This is a genomic window from Proteus sp. fly-1008 (assembly GCF_040140305.1).
Classification (GTDB): Bacteria; Pseudomonadota; Gammaproteobacteria; order Enterobacterales; family Enterobacteriaceae; genus Proteus; species Proteus vulgaris_B.
This window is the reverse complement of the sequence record NZ_JBEEWH010000004.1, coordinates 201,708-220,579: the sequence shown is the minus strand read 5'-3', so window position 1 is coordinate 220,579 and position 18,872 is coordinate 201,708. Positions and strand designations below refer to the sequence as shown.

Annotated in this window: 15 protein-coding genes; 9 read left to right on the top strand and 6 right to left on the bottom strand. The window is 39.0% G+C overall.

Features of this window, described 5'->3' with window-relative positions:
- Positions 1–107 precede the first annotated feature (107 nt).
- Entirely contained in the window at positions 108–602 is a 495-nt protein-coding gene (gene lrp, locus ABN256_RS09520; RefSeq protein WP_004244566.1) for a leucine-responsive transcriptional regulator Lrp, read from the bottom strand.
- Positions 603–1,145: 543 nt separating this feature from the next.
- On the opposite strand from lrp, the gene trxB reads away from it, so the two are divergent.
- The 5 genes from trxB to infA all read left to right on the top strand — a co-directional run bounded on the left by trxB (position 1,146) and on the right by infA (position 7,023).
- The gene (trxB, locus tag ABN256_RS09515; RefSeq protein ID WP_036938142.1) at positions 1,146–2,105 is read left to right on the top strand and encodes a thioredoxin-disulfide reductase; all 960 of its coding nucleotides are present in this window, start codon (positions 1,146–1,148) and stop codon (positions 2,103–2,105) included.
- Between the two features lie 140 nt (positions 2,106–2,245).
- Entirely contained in the window at positions 2,246–4,015 is a 1,770-nt protein-coding gene (gene cydD / locus ABN256_RS09510) for a heme ABC transporter permease/ATP-binding protein CydD (protein WP_196553348.1), read from the top strand.
- Positions 4,016–4,017: 2 nt separating this feature from the next.
- Positions 4,018–5,769: a heme ABC transporter ATP-binding protein/permease CydC gene (cydC, locus tag ABN256_RS09505; RefSeq protein WP_196553349.1), complete on the top strand. Its 1,752-nt coding sequence runs from the start codon at positions 4,018–4,020 to the stop codon at positions 5,767–5,769.
- A gap of 1 nt (position 5,770) precedes the next feature.
- Positions 5,771–6,463 (top strand): leucyl/phenylalanyl-tRNA--protein transferase, encoded by a 693-nt coding sequence (aat, locus tag ABN256_RS09500; RefSeq protein ID WP_349439416.1) that lies wholly within the window; start codon positions 5,771–5,773, stop codon positions 6,461–6,463.
- Between the two features lie 341 nt (positions 6,464–6,804).
- Positions 6,805–7,023, top strand: a complete 219-nt coding sequence (gene infA, locus ABN256_RS09495) for a translation initiation factor IF-1 (RefSeq protein WP_004244560.1) — start codon at positions 6,805–6,807, stop codon at positions 7,021–7,023.
- Positions 7,024–7,145: 122 nt separating this feature from the next.
- On the opposite strand, the gene clpA is transcribed toward infA, so the two are convergent.
- Both clpA and clpS read right to left on the bottom strand, forming a co-directional pair.
- Positions 7,146–9,437, bottom strand: a complete 2,292-nt coding sequence (clpA, locus tag ABN256_RS09490) for an ATP-dependent Clp protease ATP-binding subunit ClpA (RefSeq protein ID WP_196553350.1) — start codon at positions 9,435–9,437, stop codon at positions 7,146–7,148.
- Positions 9,438–9,467: 30 nt separating this feature from the next.
- Entirely contained in the window at positions 9,468–9,782 is a 315-nt protein-coding gene (gene clpS / locus ABN256_RS09485) for an ATP-dependent Clp protease adapter ClpS (protein WP_036938154.1), read from the bottom strand.
- Between the two features lie 288 nt (positions 9,783–10,070).
- Here clpS and cspD point away from each other — a divergent pair, with 288 nt between their 5' ends.
- A complete protein-coding gene (gene cspD / locus ABN256_RS09480) occupies positions 10,071–10,280 on the top strand; it encodes a cold shock domain-containing protein CspD (protein WP_072062820.1) in 210 nt (69 codons plus the stop codon).
- A 136-nt stretch (positions 10,281–10,416) separates the two neighbouring features.
- Here cspD and macB read toward each other — a convergent pair whose 3' ends face one another.
- The 3 genes from macB to ABN256_RS09465 form a co-directional block, all read right to left on the bottom strand.
- Positions 10,417–12,363 carry a macrolide ABC transporter ATP-binding protein/permease MacB gene (macB, locus tag ABN256_RS09475; protein ID WP_349439415.1) on the bottom strand — a complete coding sequence of 649 codons (1,947 nt, stop codon included), beginning with the start codon at positions 12,361–12,363 and terminating at the stop codon, positions 10,417–10,419.
- Positions 12,363–13,472, bottom strand: a complete 1,110-nt coding sequence (gene macA, locus ABN256_RS09470) for a macrolide transporter subunit MacA (protein ID WP_197269386.1) — start codon at positions 13,470–13,472, stop codon at positions 12,363–12,365. The genes macB and macA overlap by 1 nt, the downstream gene beginning before the upstream one ends.
- Before the next feature lie 123 nt (positions 13,473–13,595).
- Positions 13,596–15,272, bottom strand: a complete 1,677-nt coding sequence (locus ABN256_RS09465) for a DUF2813 domain-containing protein (RefSeq protein ID WP_196553353.1) — start codon at positions 15,270–15,272, stop codon at positions 13,596–13,598.
- A gap of 337 nt (positions 15,273–15,609) precedes the next feature.
- On the opposite strand from ABN256_RS09465, the gene ABN256_RS09460 reads away from it, so the two are divergent.
- From ABN256_RS09460 to artP, 3 genes are all read left to right on the top strand, one after another.
- Positions 15,610–16,512 carry a LysO family transporter gene (locus ABN256_RS09460; RefSeq protein WP_072062825.1) on the top strand — a complete coding sequence of 301 codons (903 nt, stop codon included), beginning with the start codon at positions 15,610–15,612 and terminating at the stop codon, positions 16,510–16,512.
- A gap of 52 nt (positions 16,513–16,564) precedes the next feature.
- On the top strand, positions 16,565–18,022 hold the full coding sequence (locus ABN256_RS09455; RefSeq protein ID WP_196553354.1) for a DUF2867 domain-containing protein: 1,458 nt from the start codon (positions 16,565–16,567) through the stop codon (positions 18,020–18,022).
- Positions 18,023–18,134: 112 nt separating this feature from the next.
- Entirely contained in the window at positions 18,135–18,863 is a 729-nt protein-coding gene (gene artP / locus ABN256_RS09450) for an arginine ABC transporter ATP-binding protein ArtP (protein ID WP_072069731.1), read from the top strand.
- Positions 18,864–18,872: the final 9 nt, after the last annotated feature.

Below are 18,872 nucleotides of genomic sequence, written 5' to 3'. Positions count from 1 at the left end.
GTTAAATTAAAACGGAACAACGCTGAGATATCTCAGCGTTGAAACTGTATGCATAAACAGGAGTGTACCTAATTTTTTCCTGCTTTGCACCAACCTATTAAGTTGGCTTAGCGAGTTTTGATTACAAGGCGGTTGCTTTGTTTAACTTCTTCCATAACCACGTAAGTACGTGTGTCATTAACACCCGGAAGACGTAACAGAGTTTCACCCAGTAATTTACGGTAAGCAGACATATCAGGCACACGAGTTTTCAACAGATAGTCAAAATCACCAGAAACTAAATGACATTCTTGGATTTCTTCAAGTTTTTGAACAGCCATATTAAATTGTTCAAAAACATCTGGCGCGCCACGGTTTAGTGTGATTTCCACAAATACCAGTAATGATGCATCGAGGTAATGAGGGTTTAACAGCGCAGTATAACCAGAAATAAATCCTTGGCGCTCTAAACGACGTACTCGCTCTAAACAAGGTGTTGGTGATAAACCAACACGTTTAGATAACTCAACGTTTGAAATACGACCATCTTTTTGGAGCTCATTTAGAATATTCCGGTCTATTCTATCAAGATCTTTACCCGGACGTTTTTTATTATCAATCATCTCTATACTCTCTTTCTCTTTTTCTCTTACTTTATTTTCCTATACCCATACCTGTACACCTTCAGCATCAATGTCGAAACTTCGGTATCAAACGGTCAGAGCAAACTACCAATCTATTTTCTTTTAATGCCAGATAAAACATCTATTTTATCTAAATACTCATTAGCAAATATCGCAAAGTAACTATCTTACACCCTGTCTGTCGAAAAATTGTACCTATAACATCCGAAGATAATTATCTTTAACAATCATGTTTTCGCAAATGTACAGCGGATTGTCAAAGCAAATGAGTAAAAATCAGAACAAGGCGCTATGTTATTCTCTATATACGCAAGATAGTCATCAATTGTAAAGCAAAATGTTTCATGTTGATTCGATGATGTTAGCCCAATATAACTCTATAATTATTAAACTATATTAGTATTAACTATTGCTAAAATAGCTAAAATATTATGTCTATTTCTCGTCATTGGCTTTTTTTAACGTCTTATTTCTCCTACAATCCCCCAATTCGCATCACGCCTAATCAGAGATGAGGTACACATGAGCACCATCAAACATAGCAAACTTATTATTTTAGGTTCAGGCCCTGCGGGTTATACCGCTGCCGTTTATGCTGCAAGAGCAAACTTAGAACCAGTACTGATTACGGGTGTTGAAAAAGGCGGTCAGCTGACAACAACAACAGAAGTCGAAAACTGGCCCGGTGACCCTGAAGGGTTAACAGGCCCAGGTTTAATGGATCGCATGTTTCAGCACGCTGAAAAATTTAATACAGAGATTATCTCTGACCATATTAATAAAGTCGATCTGAAAAACCGTCCTTTCCGCCTATTTGGTGATGAACAAGAATACACCTGTGACGCATTAATTATCGCTACAGGTGCTTCTGCACGTTATATCGGCTTACCTTCAGAAGAATCTTTTAAAGGCCGTGGTGTCTCTGCTTGTGCAACCTGTGACGGTTTCTTCTATCGTAACCAAAAAGTCGCGGTTGTTGGTGGCGGTAATACTGCAGTAGAAGAAGCACTGTATTTAGCCAATATTGCATCCGAAGTTCATCTGATACACCGCCGTGATTCATTCCGTTCTGAAAAAATCTTAATTAATCGTTTAATGGACAAAGTAAACAGTGGCAATATTATTTTGCATACTGATCGTACTTTAGACGAAGTTCTTGGCGACGATATGGGAGTGACCAAAGTTCGTTTAAAAGATACTAAGAGCGATAAAACCGAAGAATTGGATGTAATGGGTGTATTTATTGCCATTGGACATAGCCCAAATACCGCTATTTTTGATGGACAATTGGAATTAGATAACGGTTACATCAAGGTACAATCAGGCACACAAGGTAATGCAACTCAAACCTCAATTGAAGGTGTTTTTGCAGCAGGTGACGTAATGGATCACATTTATCGTCAAGCAATTACCTCTGCAGGAACCGGTTGTATGGCCGCTTTAGATGCAGAACGTTACTTAGACGCACAAAAATCCAACTAAAATCATCACTTCCTTTCAAGGCGCTATTTCAGTAGCGCCTTTTACCATGTAACATACTAACCTGGTTGCCAAAGAGTATAACTACTTACCTTGGCCTTTCTGATACTTTGTATCTCACCTGCAGATTTGAATCTTTTCTTATGGATAAAACTAAACAAAATGAATTGGTTCGATGGCTGAAACAGCAAAGTGCTCCAGCCCGTCGATGGCTACGGCTATCAATGATTCTAGGTGTTGTAAGCGGTTTATTAATTATTGCTCAAGCATGGTTATTAGCTGTTTTACTTCAAGCATTTATCATGGACAGTATTAACCGTGATACGCATATACCTACCTTTCTCACCCTTATTGGTATTTTTATCTTACGTGCAGCAGTAATGGCAATACGGGAGCGTGTTGGTTATCGCTGTGGTATGGCTGTTAGGCAACAAATTCGTAAAATTGTCCTTGATAGACTTGAAGAATTAGGCCCTGTTTGGGTTAAAGGCAAACCAGCAGGAAGCTGGGCAACGATTATCTTAGAACAAATTGAAGATATGCAAGATTATTATGCACGTTATCTTCCACAGATGTATCTTTCCGCTATTGTTCCTATTCTTATCCTTATCACCCTATTCCCTGTTAACTGGGTTGCGGGGCTAATTTTATTTTTTACTGCTCCGCTTATTCCGCTATTTATGGCTTTGGTTGGCTTAGGTGCGGCTGATGCAAACCGTAGAAACTTTCTCGCGTTAGGCCGTTTAAGTGGTAATTTCCTCGATAGATTAAGAGGACTAGACACATTACGGCTATTTAATCGTGGTAATGCTGAAGTCAAACAAATTACAGAAGCAACAGAAGACTTCCGTAAACGTACGATGGAAGTGCTAAGAATGGCTTTCCTTTCTTCTGGTGTATTGGAGTTTTTTACAGCTGTTTCTATTGCTGTTGTTGCTGTTTATTTCGGTTTTTCTTATTTAGGTGAACTTAATTTTGGCAGTTATGGTTTGGGTGTTACCCTCTTTTCAGGTTTCTTAGCGCTGATCCTTGCTCCTGAATTTTTTCAACCTTTACGAGATTTAGGCACTTATTATCATGCAAAAGCGCAAGCAGTGGGCGCAGCGGAGTCTCTGGTTGAGTTTTTAGAGACTGATGGTGAAAAACCTCAATTAGCAGGTAATGAGCGTATCAATACAAACGAAAGTATTGAAATAACGGCACATGAACTAGAGATTTTATCGCATCAAGGCGTAAAATTGGCTGGCCCATTAAGTTTTACAATTAATCCTCAACAACGTATTGCGATTGTAGGCCAAAGTGGTGCAGGAAAAAGCTCATTATTAAACGCTCTTTTAGGTTTCTTACCTTATCGCGGTTCATTAAAAGTTAATGGTATTGAATTAACTCAGCTTTCACCTGAAGCATGGCGTCAATGTTTAAGTTGGGTGGGACAAAATCCAAATTTACCTGAACAAACTTTACTTGATAATGTACGTTTAAGCGCTCCAAATGCCAGTTCAGAACAAATTAATCTGGCTATTGAAAACGCCTATGTCAGCGATTTTATTAACGATTTACCTGATGGGTTAAATACAGTCATTGGCGATAGTGCTGCACGTCTTTCTGTTGGTCAAGCACAACGAATTGCCGTAGCCCGTGCCCTATTATCTCCTTGCCAATTATTATTACTAGATGAACCAGCCGCAAGCCTTGATTCTCATAGCGAACAACGTGTGATGCATGCACTCAATAATGCATCATTAAATCAAACTACGTTGCTTGTTACCCATTTATTGGAAGAAACATTAGGTTATGATCAGATTTGGGTAATGGAAAAAGGTCAAATTATTGAAACGGGCACTTATGCATCATTAAGCCAGCAACAAGGGGCTTTTGCTCGTCTTCTTGCTCATCGTAAAGAGGAACTTTAATTATGAAAGTATTGCTTCCTTTTCTCGCACTCTATCGTCGCCATTGGTTTATGTTATTGCTAGGTATTATTCTTGCTATCTTAACTTTATTGGCGAGCATTGGCCTTTTAACACTATCAGGTTGGTTTTTAGCAGGTACTTCTCTAGCCGGCTTTGCGGGGATTTATAGCTTTAACTATATGCTACCTGCGGCAGGTGTTCGTGGTGCAGCGATATTTCGTACTGCGGGCCGTTATTTTGAAAGACTCGTTAGTCATGATGCAACATTTCGCGTGTTATCACACTTACGGGTATTCACCTTTGAAAAGATCTTGCCTCTTTCTCCCGGTGGAATTGCACGTTTTCGTCAAGGTGAGCTACTTAACCGCTTAGTGGCTGATGTTGAAACATTAGATCACCTCTACATTCGTGTTATATCACCTATTATTGCCGCTTTTGTCGTCATTATGATGATTATGTTTGGCCTTGGGTTAATTGATGCTCGCTTAGCCAATACATTAGGTGGCATTATGCTCACCTTGCTGATTGTTTTACCTTTTGTGTTCTATTATGCGGGTAAGCCTATCGGCCGTGATCTGACTGATTTACGTGGGCAATATCGCACTGTGCTAACTAGCATGTTACAAGGGCAAGCAGAACTAACTGTTTTTGGTGCGTTACCTCGTTTTAGAGCAAATTTAGCCCAACTTGAAGCCAAGTGGTTACACCGACAAGCACAACAAGCAAACTTAACAGGATTATCGCAATCATTGATGATCCTCGCCTCAGGGCTGACTGCAACCTTAATTTTATGGCTAGCAGCAGATGGAATAGACCATAGCTTTATGCCTGAAGCTCTAATTGCTTTATTCACATTCTGTGCATTGGCAGCATTTGAGTCTTTAGCCCCTGTTACGGTTGCTTTCCAACATTTGGGGCAAGTGATGACATCTGCAACACGTATTTCTCATTTAATTGAGCAAAAACCAGATGTCACTTTCCCTGAAAAAGGAGAAGAAAGAAAAAAGAGTGCTTCACTTACCCTACATAATGTGTGCTTTACTTATCCAGCTCAGCCGATGCAAGTTATTAATCATGTAGATTTAACTATTGAAGCAGGGCAACATATTGCATTGTTAGGAAAAACAGGTTGTGGTAAATCAACACTCTTACAATTAATCAACCGCGCTTTTGATCCAACTCACGGCACGATCCGCTTAAATAATTCATCTATTGCCAATTATGATGAAACGACTTTGCGTTCAATGATGTCTGTTGTTCCTCAACGTGTTCATGTCTTTAGTCATACCCTAAGAGAAAACTTAATTATGGCAAAAGAAGAGGCTACGGATGAAGAGCTAATCTATGCACTTCAACAAGTTGGCCTTGGACACCTTTTGGAAAATGATGAAGGCTTAAACGCATGGATGGGCGATGGTGGTAGACAGCTCTCAGGTGGCGAACAGCGACGTTTAGGACTGGCAAGAGCCCTACTCCACAATGCACCTCTTGTATTGCTTGATGAGCCAACAGAGGGCCTTGACGCCGACACAGAACAGCAGATCCTTGCTCTCTTACACCAACATTGTCAGGGTAAAGCAGTATTAATGATCACTCACCGACTTCACGGTTTAGATAAAATGGATAAAATTTGCGTTATGGATGGCGGAAAAATCGTTGAAACAGGCACTCATGCTTCGTTGTTAAAACAACAAGGACATTATGCTAAATTCCACCAGAGACAGGCACTATTAACTCCGGCTCACGAGGCATAATATGCCGTTGTTTCAATTAGACGATAGTGATTTGGATTTTCCAGAGCCTCATTTAGCATTAAAAGAGCCTAATGGATTATTAGCGATAGGAGGAGAAATCTCCTCTTCTCGATTACGTGTTGCATATCAATCAGGGATCTTCCCTTGGTACTTCCCCTACGAAGAACCATTATGGTGGTCACCTGATCCAAGAGCTGTCTTGCCTGCTGGTGATTTGCATATTGGGCGTAGTTTACGTAAATTTATTCGTCATCATCCGTATAAAATAACGTTAAATCACGCCTTTACTTCAGTGATAGAGGCCTGTTCTATTCGTGATGAAGGTACATGGATAGGCCCTGATATTAAAGAAGGTTATGAAGCGCTGTATCATCAAGGTGAAGCACATTCTGTTGAAGTATGGGAAGGCGATGAACTCGTAGGTGGCTTATATGGAGTCAATATTGGTGCGGTTTTTTGTGGTGAATCGATGTTTAGTCGCAGAGATAACGCTTCTAAATGTGCCTTTATTGCTTTTTATAACCATTTTCTTCGTTATGGGGGTCAACTATTTGATTGTCAGGTGCTAAACTCTCATACTGCCTCGTTAGGCGCCAGTGAGATCTCGCGTGACCATTATTTAGATGCATTATCTCGCTGGAAAAAAGTGATTATTGATAAAAAGTGTTGGTATCAGCAATCGTTGGAATTATAATCACTGCTTGTTTTTGTAAAGCCCTTCTTATTTAAGACAGAATTGAGAATGCCATTCTGTTATTTATACAAAAAGGTTTATACAAAAATTTTATCTTACACACCTATTATGTGGTTAAGGTGTGTTGCTATTTTATTGTTATAAATACCACAAAATAAAGAATTACGACTTCTGTTATTACTTTTGCTTTAGCTCAGTAAAACGCAAGTCACGGTAAGGATGTTAAGTGCAATAGCAAGGTGAACACCATTGCTATCCGATAACATTCCTTTACATAGGACAATATTTTCGGCATTATCTTGCCGTTTAAAAAATATGGTTATTAAAACTTAGAGGATTAGATGGCCAAAGAAGACAACATTGAAATGCAAGGCACTGTACTGGATACTCTGCCAAACACGATGTTCCGCGTAGAATTAGAAAACGGACACGTCGTTACCGCTCATATCTCAGGAAAAATGCGTAAAAACTATATTCGTATCCTGACAGGCGACAAGGTTACCGTTGAGCTGACCCCATATGACCTGAGCAAAGGCCGTATCATCTTCCGTAGCCGTTGATCCCAATCTGTTCTCTCCCGTTATTGTTATATAACGGGTGAAAAAAACACCACAGGCAAGGCATTTATTGATGCTCACCTGTGGTGTATGCGTTTATGGCTTAGTAAGTTAACTGCTATTTTTTAGATAACGGTATCTTCATTCTTAGCCAGCTTTTCTTGACTGACAAACTCGTAGTTTAACTTATCTGCTAGTTTATCTAATGTGACAGAAACTGAACCGCCATTAACAAGAGAGCCAAATAAAATCTCGTTGGCTAATGGTTTTTTCAGATTTTCTTGGATTACACGCGCCATAGGTCTTGCGCCCATCGCTTTATCATAGCCTTTATCACACAACCATTGACGTGCTTCTTGACTAACTTCTAACGATACCCCTTTATCATCTAGCTGTACTTGTAACTCGACAATAAATTTATCCACTACCATAGAGATAATTTCAGGTGATAATGCATTAAACCAAATAATGTTATCTAAACGGTTACGGAATTCAGGTGAGAACGCTTTTTTAATTTCCGCCATAGCATCGGTGCTATTGTCTTGTTCTGTAAATCCAATCGACTTGCGTTGCGTTTCACGCACACCCGCATTAGTCGTCATTACTAAAATAACATTACGGAAATCTGCTTTGCGACCATTGTTGTCTGTTAATGTACCATTATCCATGACTTGTAGAAGAATATTGAACACATCTGGATGTGCTTTTTCAATTTCATCAAGCAACACAACAGAATAAGGGTTTTTGATTACTGCATCAGTTAATAATCCACCTTGATCAAAACCAACATAACCAGGAGGCGCACCAATTAAACGGCTAACAGTATGTCGTTCCATATATTCAGACATATCAAAGCGCAGTAATTTAACATTCAACGCTTTCGCTAATTGCACAGTAACTTCTGTTTTACCTACCCCTGTTGGGCCAGCAAATAAGAATGAACCTACTGGTTTGTTATCTTGGCCTAAGCCTGCTCGACTCATTTTAATGGCTTCAGATAATGCATGAATTGCAGGATCTTGACCAAATACCAACATTTTTAATTGGTTATCGAGATTTTTCAGTATCGATTTATCGCTACTAGAAACTGTTTTTTCAGGGATACGTGCGATTTTAGCAACTACAGATTCAATATCAGAAACATTGATCGTTTTTTTGCGTTTACTCGGCGCAATTAAACGTGTTTTTGCACCAGCTTCATCAATAACATCAATGGCTTTATCTGGTAGATGTCTATCTGTAATGTATTTAACAGATAAATCCACCGCAGCCTGAATCGCTTTATTGGTATAACGTACATCGTGGTGCGCTTCATATTTCTGACGCAATCCTTTGATGATTAAAACGGTTTCATCAGGTGAAGGTTCTGTTACATCAATTTTTTGGAAACGACGCGCAAGTGCTCTGTCTTTTTCAAAAATATTACTAAATTCTTGATAAGTCGTAGAGCCTATAACTCGAATTCGCCCACCTGATAACAGCGGTTTAATTAAGTTTGCCGCGTCTACCTGCCCACCTGATGCGGCTCCTGCACCAATAATAGTGTGGATCTCATCAATAAATAAGATGCTTTTCTCATCTTTTTCAAGGGTTTTCAGTAACGCTTTAAAGCGTTTTTCGAAATCGCCACGATATTTAGTTCCCGCTAATAGCGAGCCAATATCTAGTGAGTAAATGGTGTAGCCTTTCATAACGTCAGGAACATCATCTTGCTCAATACGCCATGCAAGCCCTTCTGCAATTGCGGTTTTACCGACGCCTGATTCCCCCACTAATAGCGGATTATTTTTGCGACGACGACATAATACTTGAATGGTTCGTTCTAATTCAGCTTGACGCCCAATCAGAGGATCTATTTTACCTTGCCGCGCTAACTGATTAAGGTTAGTTGTAAAATTATCCATATGATCGTCACCTTGAGGTATCTCTTGCTGAGATTGCGCGTTCATATCATTCATGTCAGAAAGATCTTCGTTTTGTTGATCTTCTTTTGAAATACCATGAGAAATAAAATTCACGACATCAAGGCGACTAACGTCATGCTTACGTAATAAATAAGCTGCGTGAGATTCTTGTTCACTAAAAATAGCCACCAGCACATTAGCGCCAGAGACTTCATTTTTACCTGATGATTGAACATGAAAAACAGCACGCTGTAAGACACGCTGAAAACTCAGCGTTGGTTGTGTTTCTCTGTCTACATTTTCAGGCAAAATAGGGGTTGTTTTACGAATAAAAACTTCAAGTTCTTCGCGTAAGACTGCCAGATCGACTTTACAAGCTTCCAATGCTTCGCGTGCCGATTTATTACTTAATAGCGCCAACAACAGGTGCTCTACAGTCATAAATTCGTGTCTGTTATCACGGGCTTTCGCGAATGCAACATTAAGACTCAGCTCTAATTCGTGATTAAGCATAAGCACCTCCTCCTTAAAAGACTAACCGGATCATGCTTGTTCAAGAGTACATAAAAGTGGGTATTCGTTTTCTCTTGCATACAGATTAACTTGTGCCACTTTTGTTTCAGCAATATCCGCACTATAAACCCCACAAACTCCTTTCCCTTTATGATGAACGTCCAGCATAATTTGTGTTGCTTTTTCCTCACTGAGAAAAAAATACATCGTAAGCACTTCTACAACAAAATCCATGGGGGTGTAATCATCATTATTCAAGATCACCTTATACATTGCTGGTGGCTCATTTACCTGATGAACATCATCCCTTAACGTGGTTTCTGTTAAAAAATCAAACTGACCCATTGTTTTGTATTACTCATAGTTTTGTTAAACGTCACTTTCAATTATGACATTTAGTTTACCATCTCACAGGAAAGTCTGCCTATCAACGCTTTTTTATTCCCTCTTTTTACATCTAAAAAATAACAAAGCGTTAGCTACATCAAAATTTCGCCTTATCGGAACACTTTCTGTCCCTTTCACCTCTTGACGACTGAAACAATAAAATAGAGTATGTTTTATGAACAGCTCAGTAAATATACTGAAAGTGATGTTAAACAAATAAATACAAGTATATGAGAGAAGCTAAGTATGGAGACAGGTACAGTAAAGTGGTTCAATAATGCTAAGGGCTTTGGTTTTATTACCCCAGAAAAAGGTGGCGAGGATATTTTTGCCCACTATTCAACAATTAGAATGGAAGGCTACCGCACACTTAAAGCGGGGCAGAAAGTTAATTATAGCACGATAAAAGGGCCTAAAGGTGACCATGCTGACCTTATCATTCCTATCATTGAATAGAAGATACGCACAGTATAGATAAACCTGATAATACATTTTGCCCAATGAAATCGGGTATTTTCAGTCAAGAATGATACCTAATTCATTCAAATAAAAGCCCTTTATATACTTGAGGGCTTTTATCTTATTGTTTGAATTATTCTCTTGCTAATGCATCAATAGGATTCATTTTTGCGGCACTTCTTGCAGGTAAAAATCCGAAAATAACCCCAATAGCAGTTGAACAAATAAAAGCACTGATTAATGCAATAGGTTGGAAGACAAAATGCCAATCCGGTAACATTACGCTTGCAATCATTGCGATACTAAACGAAAGAGCAATTCCTAACACTCCCCCAACTAAACAAACCAGCACAGACTCAATGAGAAACTGTTGCATCACATCACTTGCTCTCGCACCAACCGCCATTCTAATACCAATTTCTCGCGTTCTTTCAGTCACAGAAACTAGCATAATATTCATAACACCAATGCCACCAACTACTAATGAAATAACGGCGACAAGTGTAAGAAATAATTGCATTGTTTGCGTAGTACTCTCAGCCGCTTTAATAAAACTATCAAGGTTATAAGTGAAAATATCTTTTTTACCATGTCTGATCGTGAGCAAACGGATCATTTGTTGCTCTGCTACACTGGCATCATAACCTTCTATTGCTCTTACCGTAATGCTATCAAGATATGAGCGATTTAAAATACGACTATTTAACGTACTATAAGGCACCCAAACACGTAATGACTGCCCATTACCAAAAGCTGATTTTTTATCTGCAATAACCCCAACAATCGTAGAAGGAATATTGCGAATAATAATTTGCTCACCAATCACATCTTTCTTAACCGGGAAAAATCGATGGCGAGTATTTTCATCAATCACAACAACCTGCGCTTGTCGCAGGATCATATCTTGAGTAAATGAGCGACCTTGTGAAAACTTCATAGCATATACAATAAAATAATCTTCACTCACACCCGCAACAGAGGCTGGAGAGTCTTGGTTTCCACGGCGTAATCGAGTACTAAATTGCACTTGTGGTGTGACCGCTTGCACATAAGGTTGCTGCTTTAAAGCGAAGACATCTTGTAGTGTTAATGATTGTCTGTCTTCAGGGGAATCACTACCAAAATCTTTCCCCGGATAAATATCAATGGTATTCGAACCAATGGCTTTTATATCAGAAAGCACCATACTTTTTGCAGCATCACCAATGACAATAATCGTTACGACAGAAGCGATCCCTATAATAATGCCGAGCATTGTCAATAATGTGCGTACTTTATTAACAACCATGGCACGCCAAGCCATTTCTAGTGCTTGAGTAAAGCGCCCTACAATTTGGCCAAAATAGGAGGAAGTTAAAACCGTTGTCGTTTCTTTTTTAACTTTATGTATCGTTGTTTGATGACGGTTATCACTAATAATCTTACCGTCTTTTATTTCGATAATTCGTTCAGCTTGTTCTGCAATTAAAGGATCATGCGTTACGATAATAACTGTATGTCCTTGTTCATTTAATTGCTTCAAAATAGCCATTACTTCTTTACCAGAATGACTATCTAATGCGCCAGTAGGCTCATCAGCAAGAATGACCTCGCCTCCATTCATCAACGCTCTCGCAATACTTACACGTTGTTGCTGACCGCCAGAAAGCTGATTAGGTCGATAATTAACTCGCTCACCTAATCCTAAACGAGTTAATAATTCACGCGCTCTTTCTTTACGTTGAGTGGCATTTTTATCTGCATAAATGGCTGGAATTTCAACATTTTGCTCTGCACTTAAGTGTGCCATTAAATGATAGCGTTGAAAAATAAATCCAAAGTGTTCACGACGTAATGCTGCAAGTTGATCACCTTCCATTTGTGCAACACTTTGACCTGCAACTTTATATTCACCGCTACTTGGTTTATCCAAACATCCTAAGATATTCATTAAGGTCGATTTACCAGAGCCCGACGCCCCCATAATAGCGACCATTTCACCCGCATTAATCGTTAATGAGACTTTATTAAGAACAACAGTTTCTTCTTCACCATTGCTATATGTGCGACTAACCTCATTGAGTTCTAATAATGCTGGCATTATGCATCTCCTGAAGTTTCACCCAGAATAACCGCATCGTTCTCTTTTAATCCGCTGAGAACTTCAGCATAAACATCAGTACGCATACCTATTTTTACCGTGCGTTTTTCTGGCTGACCATTAACTAAAACATCAACGTAATATTCATTAATACCAGCATCATCGCCTAAAACAGAAAGTGGTATGAGGAGTACATTTTTCTTATTTTCGATAAGAATTTTAACTTGCGCGGTCATTTGTAAACGTAGTAAATGTTGTTCATTAGGTACTTCAAAACGGGCATAGTAGAAAATAGCATCATTAATTTTTTCAGGCGTTGGCAGAATATCTTTTAACTTGCCACTAAAGGCTTTATCAGGCGCACCTAACACTGTAAAAGAAGCATTAAGATCAGGTTTTAAATAAATAACATCTGCTTCAGATACTTCCGCCTTTACCAACATCGTATCTAAATCGGCTAAAGTTAAAATCGTTGGTGCTTCTTGCGCCGCAATGACGGTTTGACCTTCTAGGGTTTTAATAAACGTCACAATACCATCCATAGGTGCTGTGATACGTGTATATTGGAGGTTAGTTTTCGCTGTATCTAAGGTCGCTTGATTCTTTTTAATTTGCGCTTCATAGGTAATAATGCGCGCTTTTTTAACATCAACATCCGTTTTAGTACGATCAAGCTCATCTTGTGCAATTGCATGTGTACCAATCAACTTTAACTGACGTTGATATGTAAGTTGCGCTAAACGTAATTCGGCCTGTGCTTGTTGAAGATTCGCTCTAAGCTCATTGTTGGTTTCCTGCGATTCAGTGACTTCATTTTGCGCTTTTTTTGGATCAATAATCGCTAATAAATCACCTTTTTTAACCGCATCACCCTCTTTCACAAACAAAGTTTGTAATTGGCCACTGACTTGCGCGCCCACATCAACTTTACGCACGGCATCAAGCTTACCTGTTGCTGTCACTTCTTTTGACAGATCACCTCTCGTAATGATTTGTGTTTGATATGACGGTACATTTTCTTTCGGCCAAAAAAAATAGGCGACAATAGCAAACGTAATTAAAATAAGGGTGAGCACTCTCCCGCGCTTTTTTAAAGATAAAAAAGCCATACAATATCCTTCCTAAACATAACAATTTAATAAGCCATAAAAAACTTTAGCGATGATATTCACCTTCATCGCTAAATAGAATCTACATTGATCTCGTGCGTTTATCTTTCTTGCTATAACGGCCTAATTTGCTTTGCCTCTAGCAAGCCATGCAACACGAGAAAACATACTTTTCAGTATGGAGGGGATGGAGTCTACTCCTCGTTGAGCAGCATTGTTAGCTACCGTTAGTGCGAGATCAGGTTTTGATGAGCGTTGGATAGCTTTAATAATCACACGTCGGGTTGGCCATTTTTCATTATCAGGCACACCTGCAACATCATGATACACATTACGAAAGCCTTCTTTATATAAGAAATGTTCCATATCTAAGGCGGGAAGTTTTGTTAATCTATCACGCTCAGCATCATTGCTTTTTGATGCAAAATCTTTAACAGTTGCGGCATATTTCTTACCCGCTTCATCACCATCCACTAAGGTATGCCATTCTATTCCCATATATGTTGCATACTTTAATAATGGCTTAAGTCCACATTGCGCAAATTCAATAACTTTTATTCCTTCGGCTTCAAAAAAATAATTACATTGTCTTGCCAGCTCGTTCATTAGCCAAATTTCCGTTTCACCTTCAACTAATAGCCAGCAACGAGCAAAAAGTGCAGACGGCCTGTTATAACGAATATGAAATGAAATGCGTCGTTCTTCATCTGAATGTAATTGTTGATTACCAACGCGATAAGCAGCTACTTTGTCAGTATCACGCACTAAACGACACACACTTTCTAATGGTGCTAGTGACAGTAACTCACCTGAATTAGTCGTTGTTATCCGTTGTAGTGAGAAAAGATTAAGTAAGCCCCAAGCCACTGAAAGCATAATAGGATGCAAACGTGTTTCAGGGTTTTCTACAATGACAATAGGCCTTGCATAAGGATCTAATGCAACGCTACCTCGAGACTGTAATATAGAGGAGAACATGCCTAAGATAATTAATCGAATACTTCGTTGATTTGGTTTTGCCAACACCTTATTAATATTTTCTAACGCATGCCAGCCACGCACATGAGGCTCATTGACTTTGCGATGACGAGCATGTGATTTAAACAACAACGAACCATGGTCGGCAAAATAGTGCCCTAATAGCTGTTGCATGGCATCTAGCCCTTCACGTAAATCCTCATCTGACAACTCGTCTGGATTTTTGACTAATGCCTTGGTTAACTCACTCATTTTATTATTAAACGCTTCTCGATGAGGATCCTTATGAGGATCGATAACGTCAGAGGTAAGATCACGAACAAAACGCGCATCTTGCAAGCGAAGAACAGGATAAAGCCTAACAATCTCTGCAATGATTTCTTGAGTTTGCCCATTAGGTAAGCGAATTTGCTTTCCTTCTTTATCAAGAAAATAGCGAAATGTTTTTACATTCTTTTGTTCATCTAATTCTGCACTGATGCGGTAATAGATATGTTTTAGCTCATCACCATTTGCAACCCATACAGGTGCTATTTTATGGAAACGATAAGAACGATGTCGTCCAGGGCGTGATTCAGTAAATGTCAGAATAATTTGTAGGGTTTTTTTACTATTTTCTTCCGACTCATTCGGCAGACGATGGAAATCATCAGGTGTAAATGCATATTGATAGGTTTCAATACCCAAGCTGAGTGTTAACGCATCAAGTAATGAGCTTTTACCCCACGCATTTTCACCCACTAAAACTGTATTCATATCAAGAGGTAGTGAAAGACGATTAAGTCCACGGAATCCAACTATTTCCACTCTTTCTAAATACATAAATCCCCTCGTTAGTTACGACTAAGCTATGTTTTTTATTCTTCCTACCTTAATTTTATGCTTAATCTGCCAATAATTTCACTTAATGAATATTTTCATTAAATCACAGTTAAAGAGTGTCGTAATAAAATTTACTCAACTATTCGATATATACCCAAATCGTTCGCTTTTCAAACAATTAAAGCCACTTATTGATAAACATGTTAGGCTCATGCCTTCAATAAAAATTTTAGATTTATCTCAGCTTCTGTATCCACAACAACATAAGTAAATGTTATAATACAAGTCACGTTATTAGTTTGTTTTATAATTTGAGTGCACTCAGTAAGGAATAGAAATGTTATCAGGGTTATTGATTATCCTACTTCCACTTTTTGTAGGGTATTTGATTAAGTTAAACAATCGCCCATTACTTCATTTGGCAAATCGCCTACTTAGTGCGATGGTCTACGTTATCCTATTTCTAATGGGCGTCAGTTTAGCCATGTTAGATAATATTGGTGAAAATTTAGTCTCTATTCTTGCTTATGCCAGCGTTTTCTTTTTATGTACCTTTGGTGCAAATTTACTATTTTTATGGTTGTTGGATAAAAAAGATCCTTGGCATGTCCCTGCACATAAGCAATCTAAGCCACCATCACGCATAAAAATGGTTCTTGAATCGTTACAATTATGCGGTGTCGTTGTTGTCGGTTTTTTTGTTGGCTTAACAGGCTGGTCAATTTTTCATTATGCATCTCATGCCAGCCAAGGTGCACTTATCTTCTTGCTGTGGTTAGTCGGATTACAATTGCGTAATAGCGGAATGAGCCCAAAACAAATTTTAATTAACCGCAGAGGAACAACCGTTGCTGTCGTCATGGGGGTAAGTGCGCTTGCAGGTGGTGCTTTAGCTGCTTATTTACTAGGATTACCAATGAAAATGGGATTAGCCATTGCATCTGGATATGGTTGGTACTCTTTATCTGGGATTGTACTTACCGATGCATTTGGTCCTGTTATTGGTAGTACTGCGTTTTTCAATGACTTAATGCGTGAATTAGCGGCAATTATGCTTATACCTATCATTGTTAATCGTTATAGAAATACAGCATTAGGGATTTGTGGTTCAACTTCCATGGACTTTACGTTACCTGTTTTACAAAGAAGTGGTGGTGTTGCCATTGTGCCTGCGGCTATTGTGCATGGATTTGTGTTAAGTTTAATCACCCCAATATTAATGGCTTTCTTTACTTCATAGAAAAATCAGTAACAATAGAACAATAACGTTCTCTTTTTACAGTGGATTAACAATGAATCAACAGCGTGTATTAGTACTTGGTGCAAGTGGTCATATTGGTCAAAATCTTATTCCAGCTCTGATAAAACAAGGTCATCAAGTCACTGCGGGAGCGCGCAGAGTTGACTGGATGATGTCTCAAGGTTGGGAAAATACACGCTGTATTTTTGTGGACTTGCACAATCCAGAAACCTTAAGCAAAGTCATGCATGATACTGATATCGTGTACTACCTTGTCCATAGCATGGGCGATGCACATAATTTAGTTGAACAAGAGCGTAAAGCGGCAATTAATGTTGTAGACGCATTAGAAGGTACAGAAGTTAAACAAATTATCTTTTTAAGTGCCTTACAACATGAAGATCAGCAATATTCTCCCCATCTCATTGCCCGAAAACTCACAGGTGAGGTATTAAGAACGAGTGCGATCCCTGTGACTGAAATTCGTACCTCAATGATTGTCGGCCCAGGCTCCGCCGCCTTTGAAATTATGCGTGATATGGTTTATAACCTCCCTATTCTTACGCCCCCACGCTGGGTTCGTTCAAAATCTTCCCCTATTGCCTTAAAAAACTTAATTCACTATTTAACAGAAATTATCCATCATCCCACACATCAACATCGTATTTTTGATGCTGGTGGCCCCGAATATATTAGCTATCAAACTCTTTTTGAGCGCTTTATTAAAATTTCAGGTAAAAAGCGTGTCTTGATCCCCTTACCTATGCCGGGCAGTCTTATTTCTGCGGGCTTTATCAGTATGATAACGTCCGTACCAACTTCCATTGCTAAAGAGCTTATTCAAGGGTTAAAACATGATCTTCCAGCCAACGATGCTCCTTTACGCGAACTTATTCCTCAATCCCTAATTAAATTTGATGACGCAGTAAAAGAAACATTGGCTGATGAAGAAGCAGCTTTAGATAATCAGGATTGGGGATATTCTCCAGCGGTTCGTAATCGCTGGAAACCGGGGTACGGTTATTACCCTAAAAATGCAGGTTGTACTGTCTCAACACCCGCTAGCGCTGCATCTCTTTGGCATACAGTACAACAGATTGGCGGTGAACAAGGCTACTTTTATGGTAACGCGCTATGGAAAACCCGCGCCATCATGGATGATATAGTCGGAAATAAAGTGACTTATGGCCGACCGCCCAGAGACACATTAGAGCTTGGTGATATGATTGATGGCTGGCGAGTGATCAAACTAGAGCCAGAAAAACAACTTACCTTATTATTTGGGATGAAAGCACCCGGTTTAGGTCGTCTTTCTTTTACTATCCATGATAGTGGCAACCTTCGTTCAATCGATGTTCGTGCTTGGTGGCATCCTGCCGGTTTTAGTGGATTACTTTATTGGTTTGCGATGATGCCTGCACACTTATTTATTTTCAAAGGTATGGCTAAAACGATAAGTACTAACGCTTACAAACTGGATAAAAATTCACCTAACAGTGAAAAAAAATAGCCTTATTACCCATTTTTACGTAAAAAAACCACTTTATTATGCAGTTTTAGTTGCATAATTATTCTTACCGTTTTATTATTCGAACTAGTTAATGACTATTCAGAAAAAACGCATGAGTATTCAATTAAAAAACATAAATTGTTTCTACGGTTCGCACCAAGCACTCTATGATATTAATCTGGAATGCTCTGCTGGTGAAACAATGGTTCTATTAGGGCCAAGCGGTGCAGGTAAGAGCTCATTAATGAGAGTTCTTAATTTATTAGAAATGCCACGTTCAGGCGAATTAGAAATTGCGGGTCTACATTTTGACTTTAGCCAACAGCCTAACGCAAAGGCAATTCGTTCATTACGCCAAAATGTAGGCATGGTATTTCAACAATATAATTTATGGCCGCATTTGACAGTTATTGATAATTTAATTGAAGCACCTTGTCGTGTATTAGGTTTATCAAAACCGCAGGCTAAAGAAAAAGCGATGAAGTTACTTGAGCGTTTACGTTTAAGTGATTATGCAGGACGCTTCCCACTACATTTATCGGGTGGACAGCAACAACGTGTTGCCATTGCAAGAGCATTAATGATGGAGCCTCAAGTTCTCTTATTTGATGAACCGACAGCGGCATTAGATCCTGAAATTACAGCTCAAGTTGTTGATATTATTAAAGAGCTTTCTGAAACGGGTATTACACAAGTGATTGTGACCCATGAAGTTGAAATTGCACGCAAAGCCGCGAGCAAAGTTGTATATATGGAAAACGGCCGTATTATAGAGCAAGGTGATAACTATCGTTTCACAGCTCCACAAACGGAAGCTTTTGCTAATTACTTGTCACACTAAATCGGGATC

Excerpts from the sequence above, each read along its gene's own strand:
- macA (WP_197269386.1), bottom strand. The coding sequence starts at position 13,472 with ATGGCTTTTTTATCTTTAAAAAAGCGCGGGAGAGTGCTCACCCTTATT.
- trxB (WP_036938142.1), top strand. The coding sequence starts at position 1,146 with ATGAGCACCATCAAACATAGCAAACTTATTATTTTAGGTTCAGGCCCT.
- ABN256_RS09465 (WP_196553353.1), bottom strand. The coding sequence starts at position 15,272 with ATGTATTTAGAAAGAGTGGAAATAGTTGGATTCCGTGGACTTAATCGT.
- macB (WP_349439415.1), bottom strand. The coding sequence starts at position 12,363 with ATGCCAGCATTATTAGAACTCAATGAGGTTAGTCGCACATATAGCAAT.
- cydC (WP_196553349.1), top strand. The coding sequence starts at position 4,018 with ATGAAAGTATTGCTTCCTTTTCTCGCACTCTATCGTCGCCATTGGTTT.
- cspD (WP_072062820.1), top strand. The coding sequence starts at position 10,071 with ATGGAGACAGGTACAGTAAAGTGGTTCAATAATGCTAAGGGCTTTGGT.
- ABN256_RS09460 (WP_072062825.1), top strand. The coding sequence starts at position 15,610 with ATGTTATCAGGGTTATTGATTATCCTACTTCCACTTTTTGTAGGGTAT.
- clpS (WP_036938154.1), bottom strand. The coding sequence starts at position 9,782 with ATGGGTCAGTTTGATTTTTTAACAGAAACCACGTTAAGGGATGATGTT.
- cydD (WP_196553348.1), top strand. The coding sequence starts at position 2,246 with ATGGATAAAACTAAACAAAATGAATTGGTTCGATGGCTGAAACAGCAA.
- infA (WP_004244560.1), top strand. The coding sequence starts at position 6,805 with ATGGCCAAAGAAGACAACATTGAAATGCAAGGCACTGTACTGGATACT.
- aat (WP_349439416.1), top strand. The coding sequence starts at position 5,771 with ATGCCGTTGTTTCAATTAGACGATAGTGATTTGGATTTTCCAGAGCCT.
- lrp (WP_004244566.1), bottom strand. The coding sequence starts at position 602 with ATGATTGATAATAAAAAACGTCCGGGTAAAGATCTTGATAGAATAGAC.
- ABN256_RS09455 (WP_196553354.1), top strand. The coding sequence starts at position 16,565 with ATGAATCAACAGCGTGTATTAGTACTTGGTGCAAGTGGTCATATTGGT.
- clpA (WP_196553350.1), bottom strand. The coding sequence starts at position 9,437 with ATGCTTAATCACGAATTAGAGCTGAGTCTTAATGTTGCATTCGCGAAA.
- artP (WP_072069731.1), top strand. The coding sequence starts at position 18,135 with ATGAGTATTCAATTAAAAAACATAAATTGTTTCTACGGTTCGCACCAA.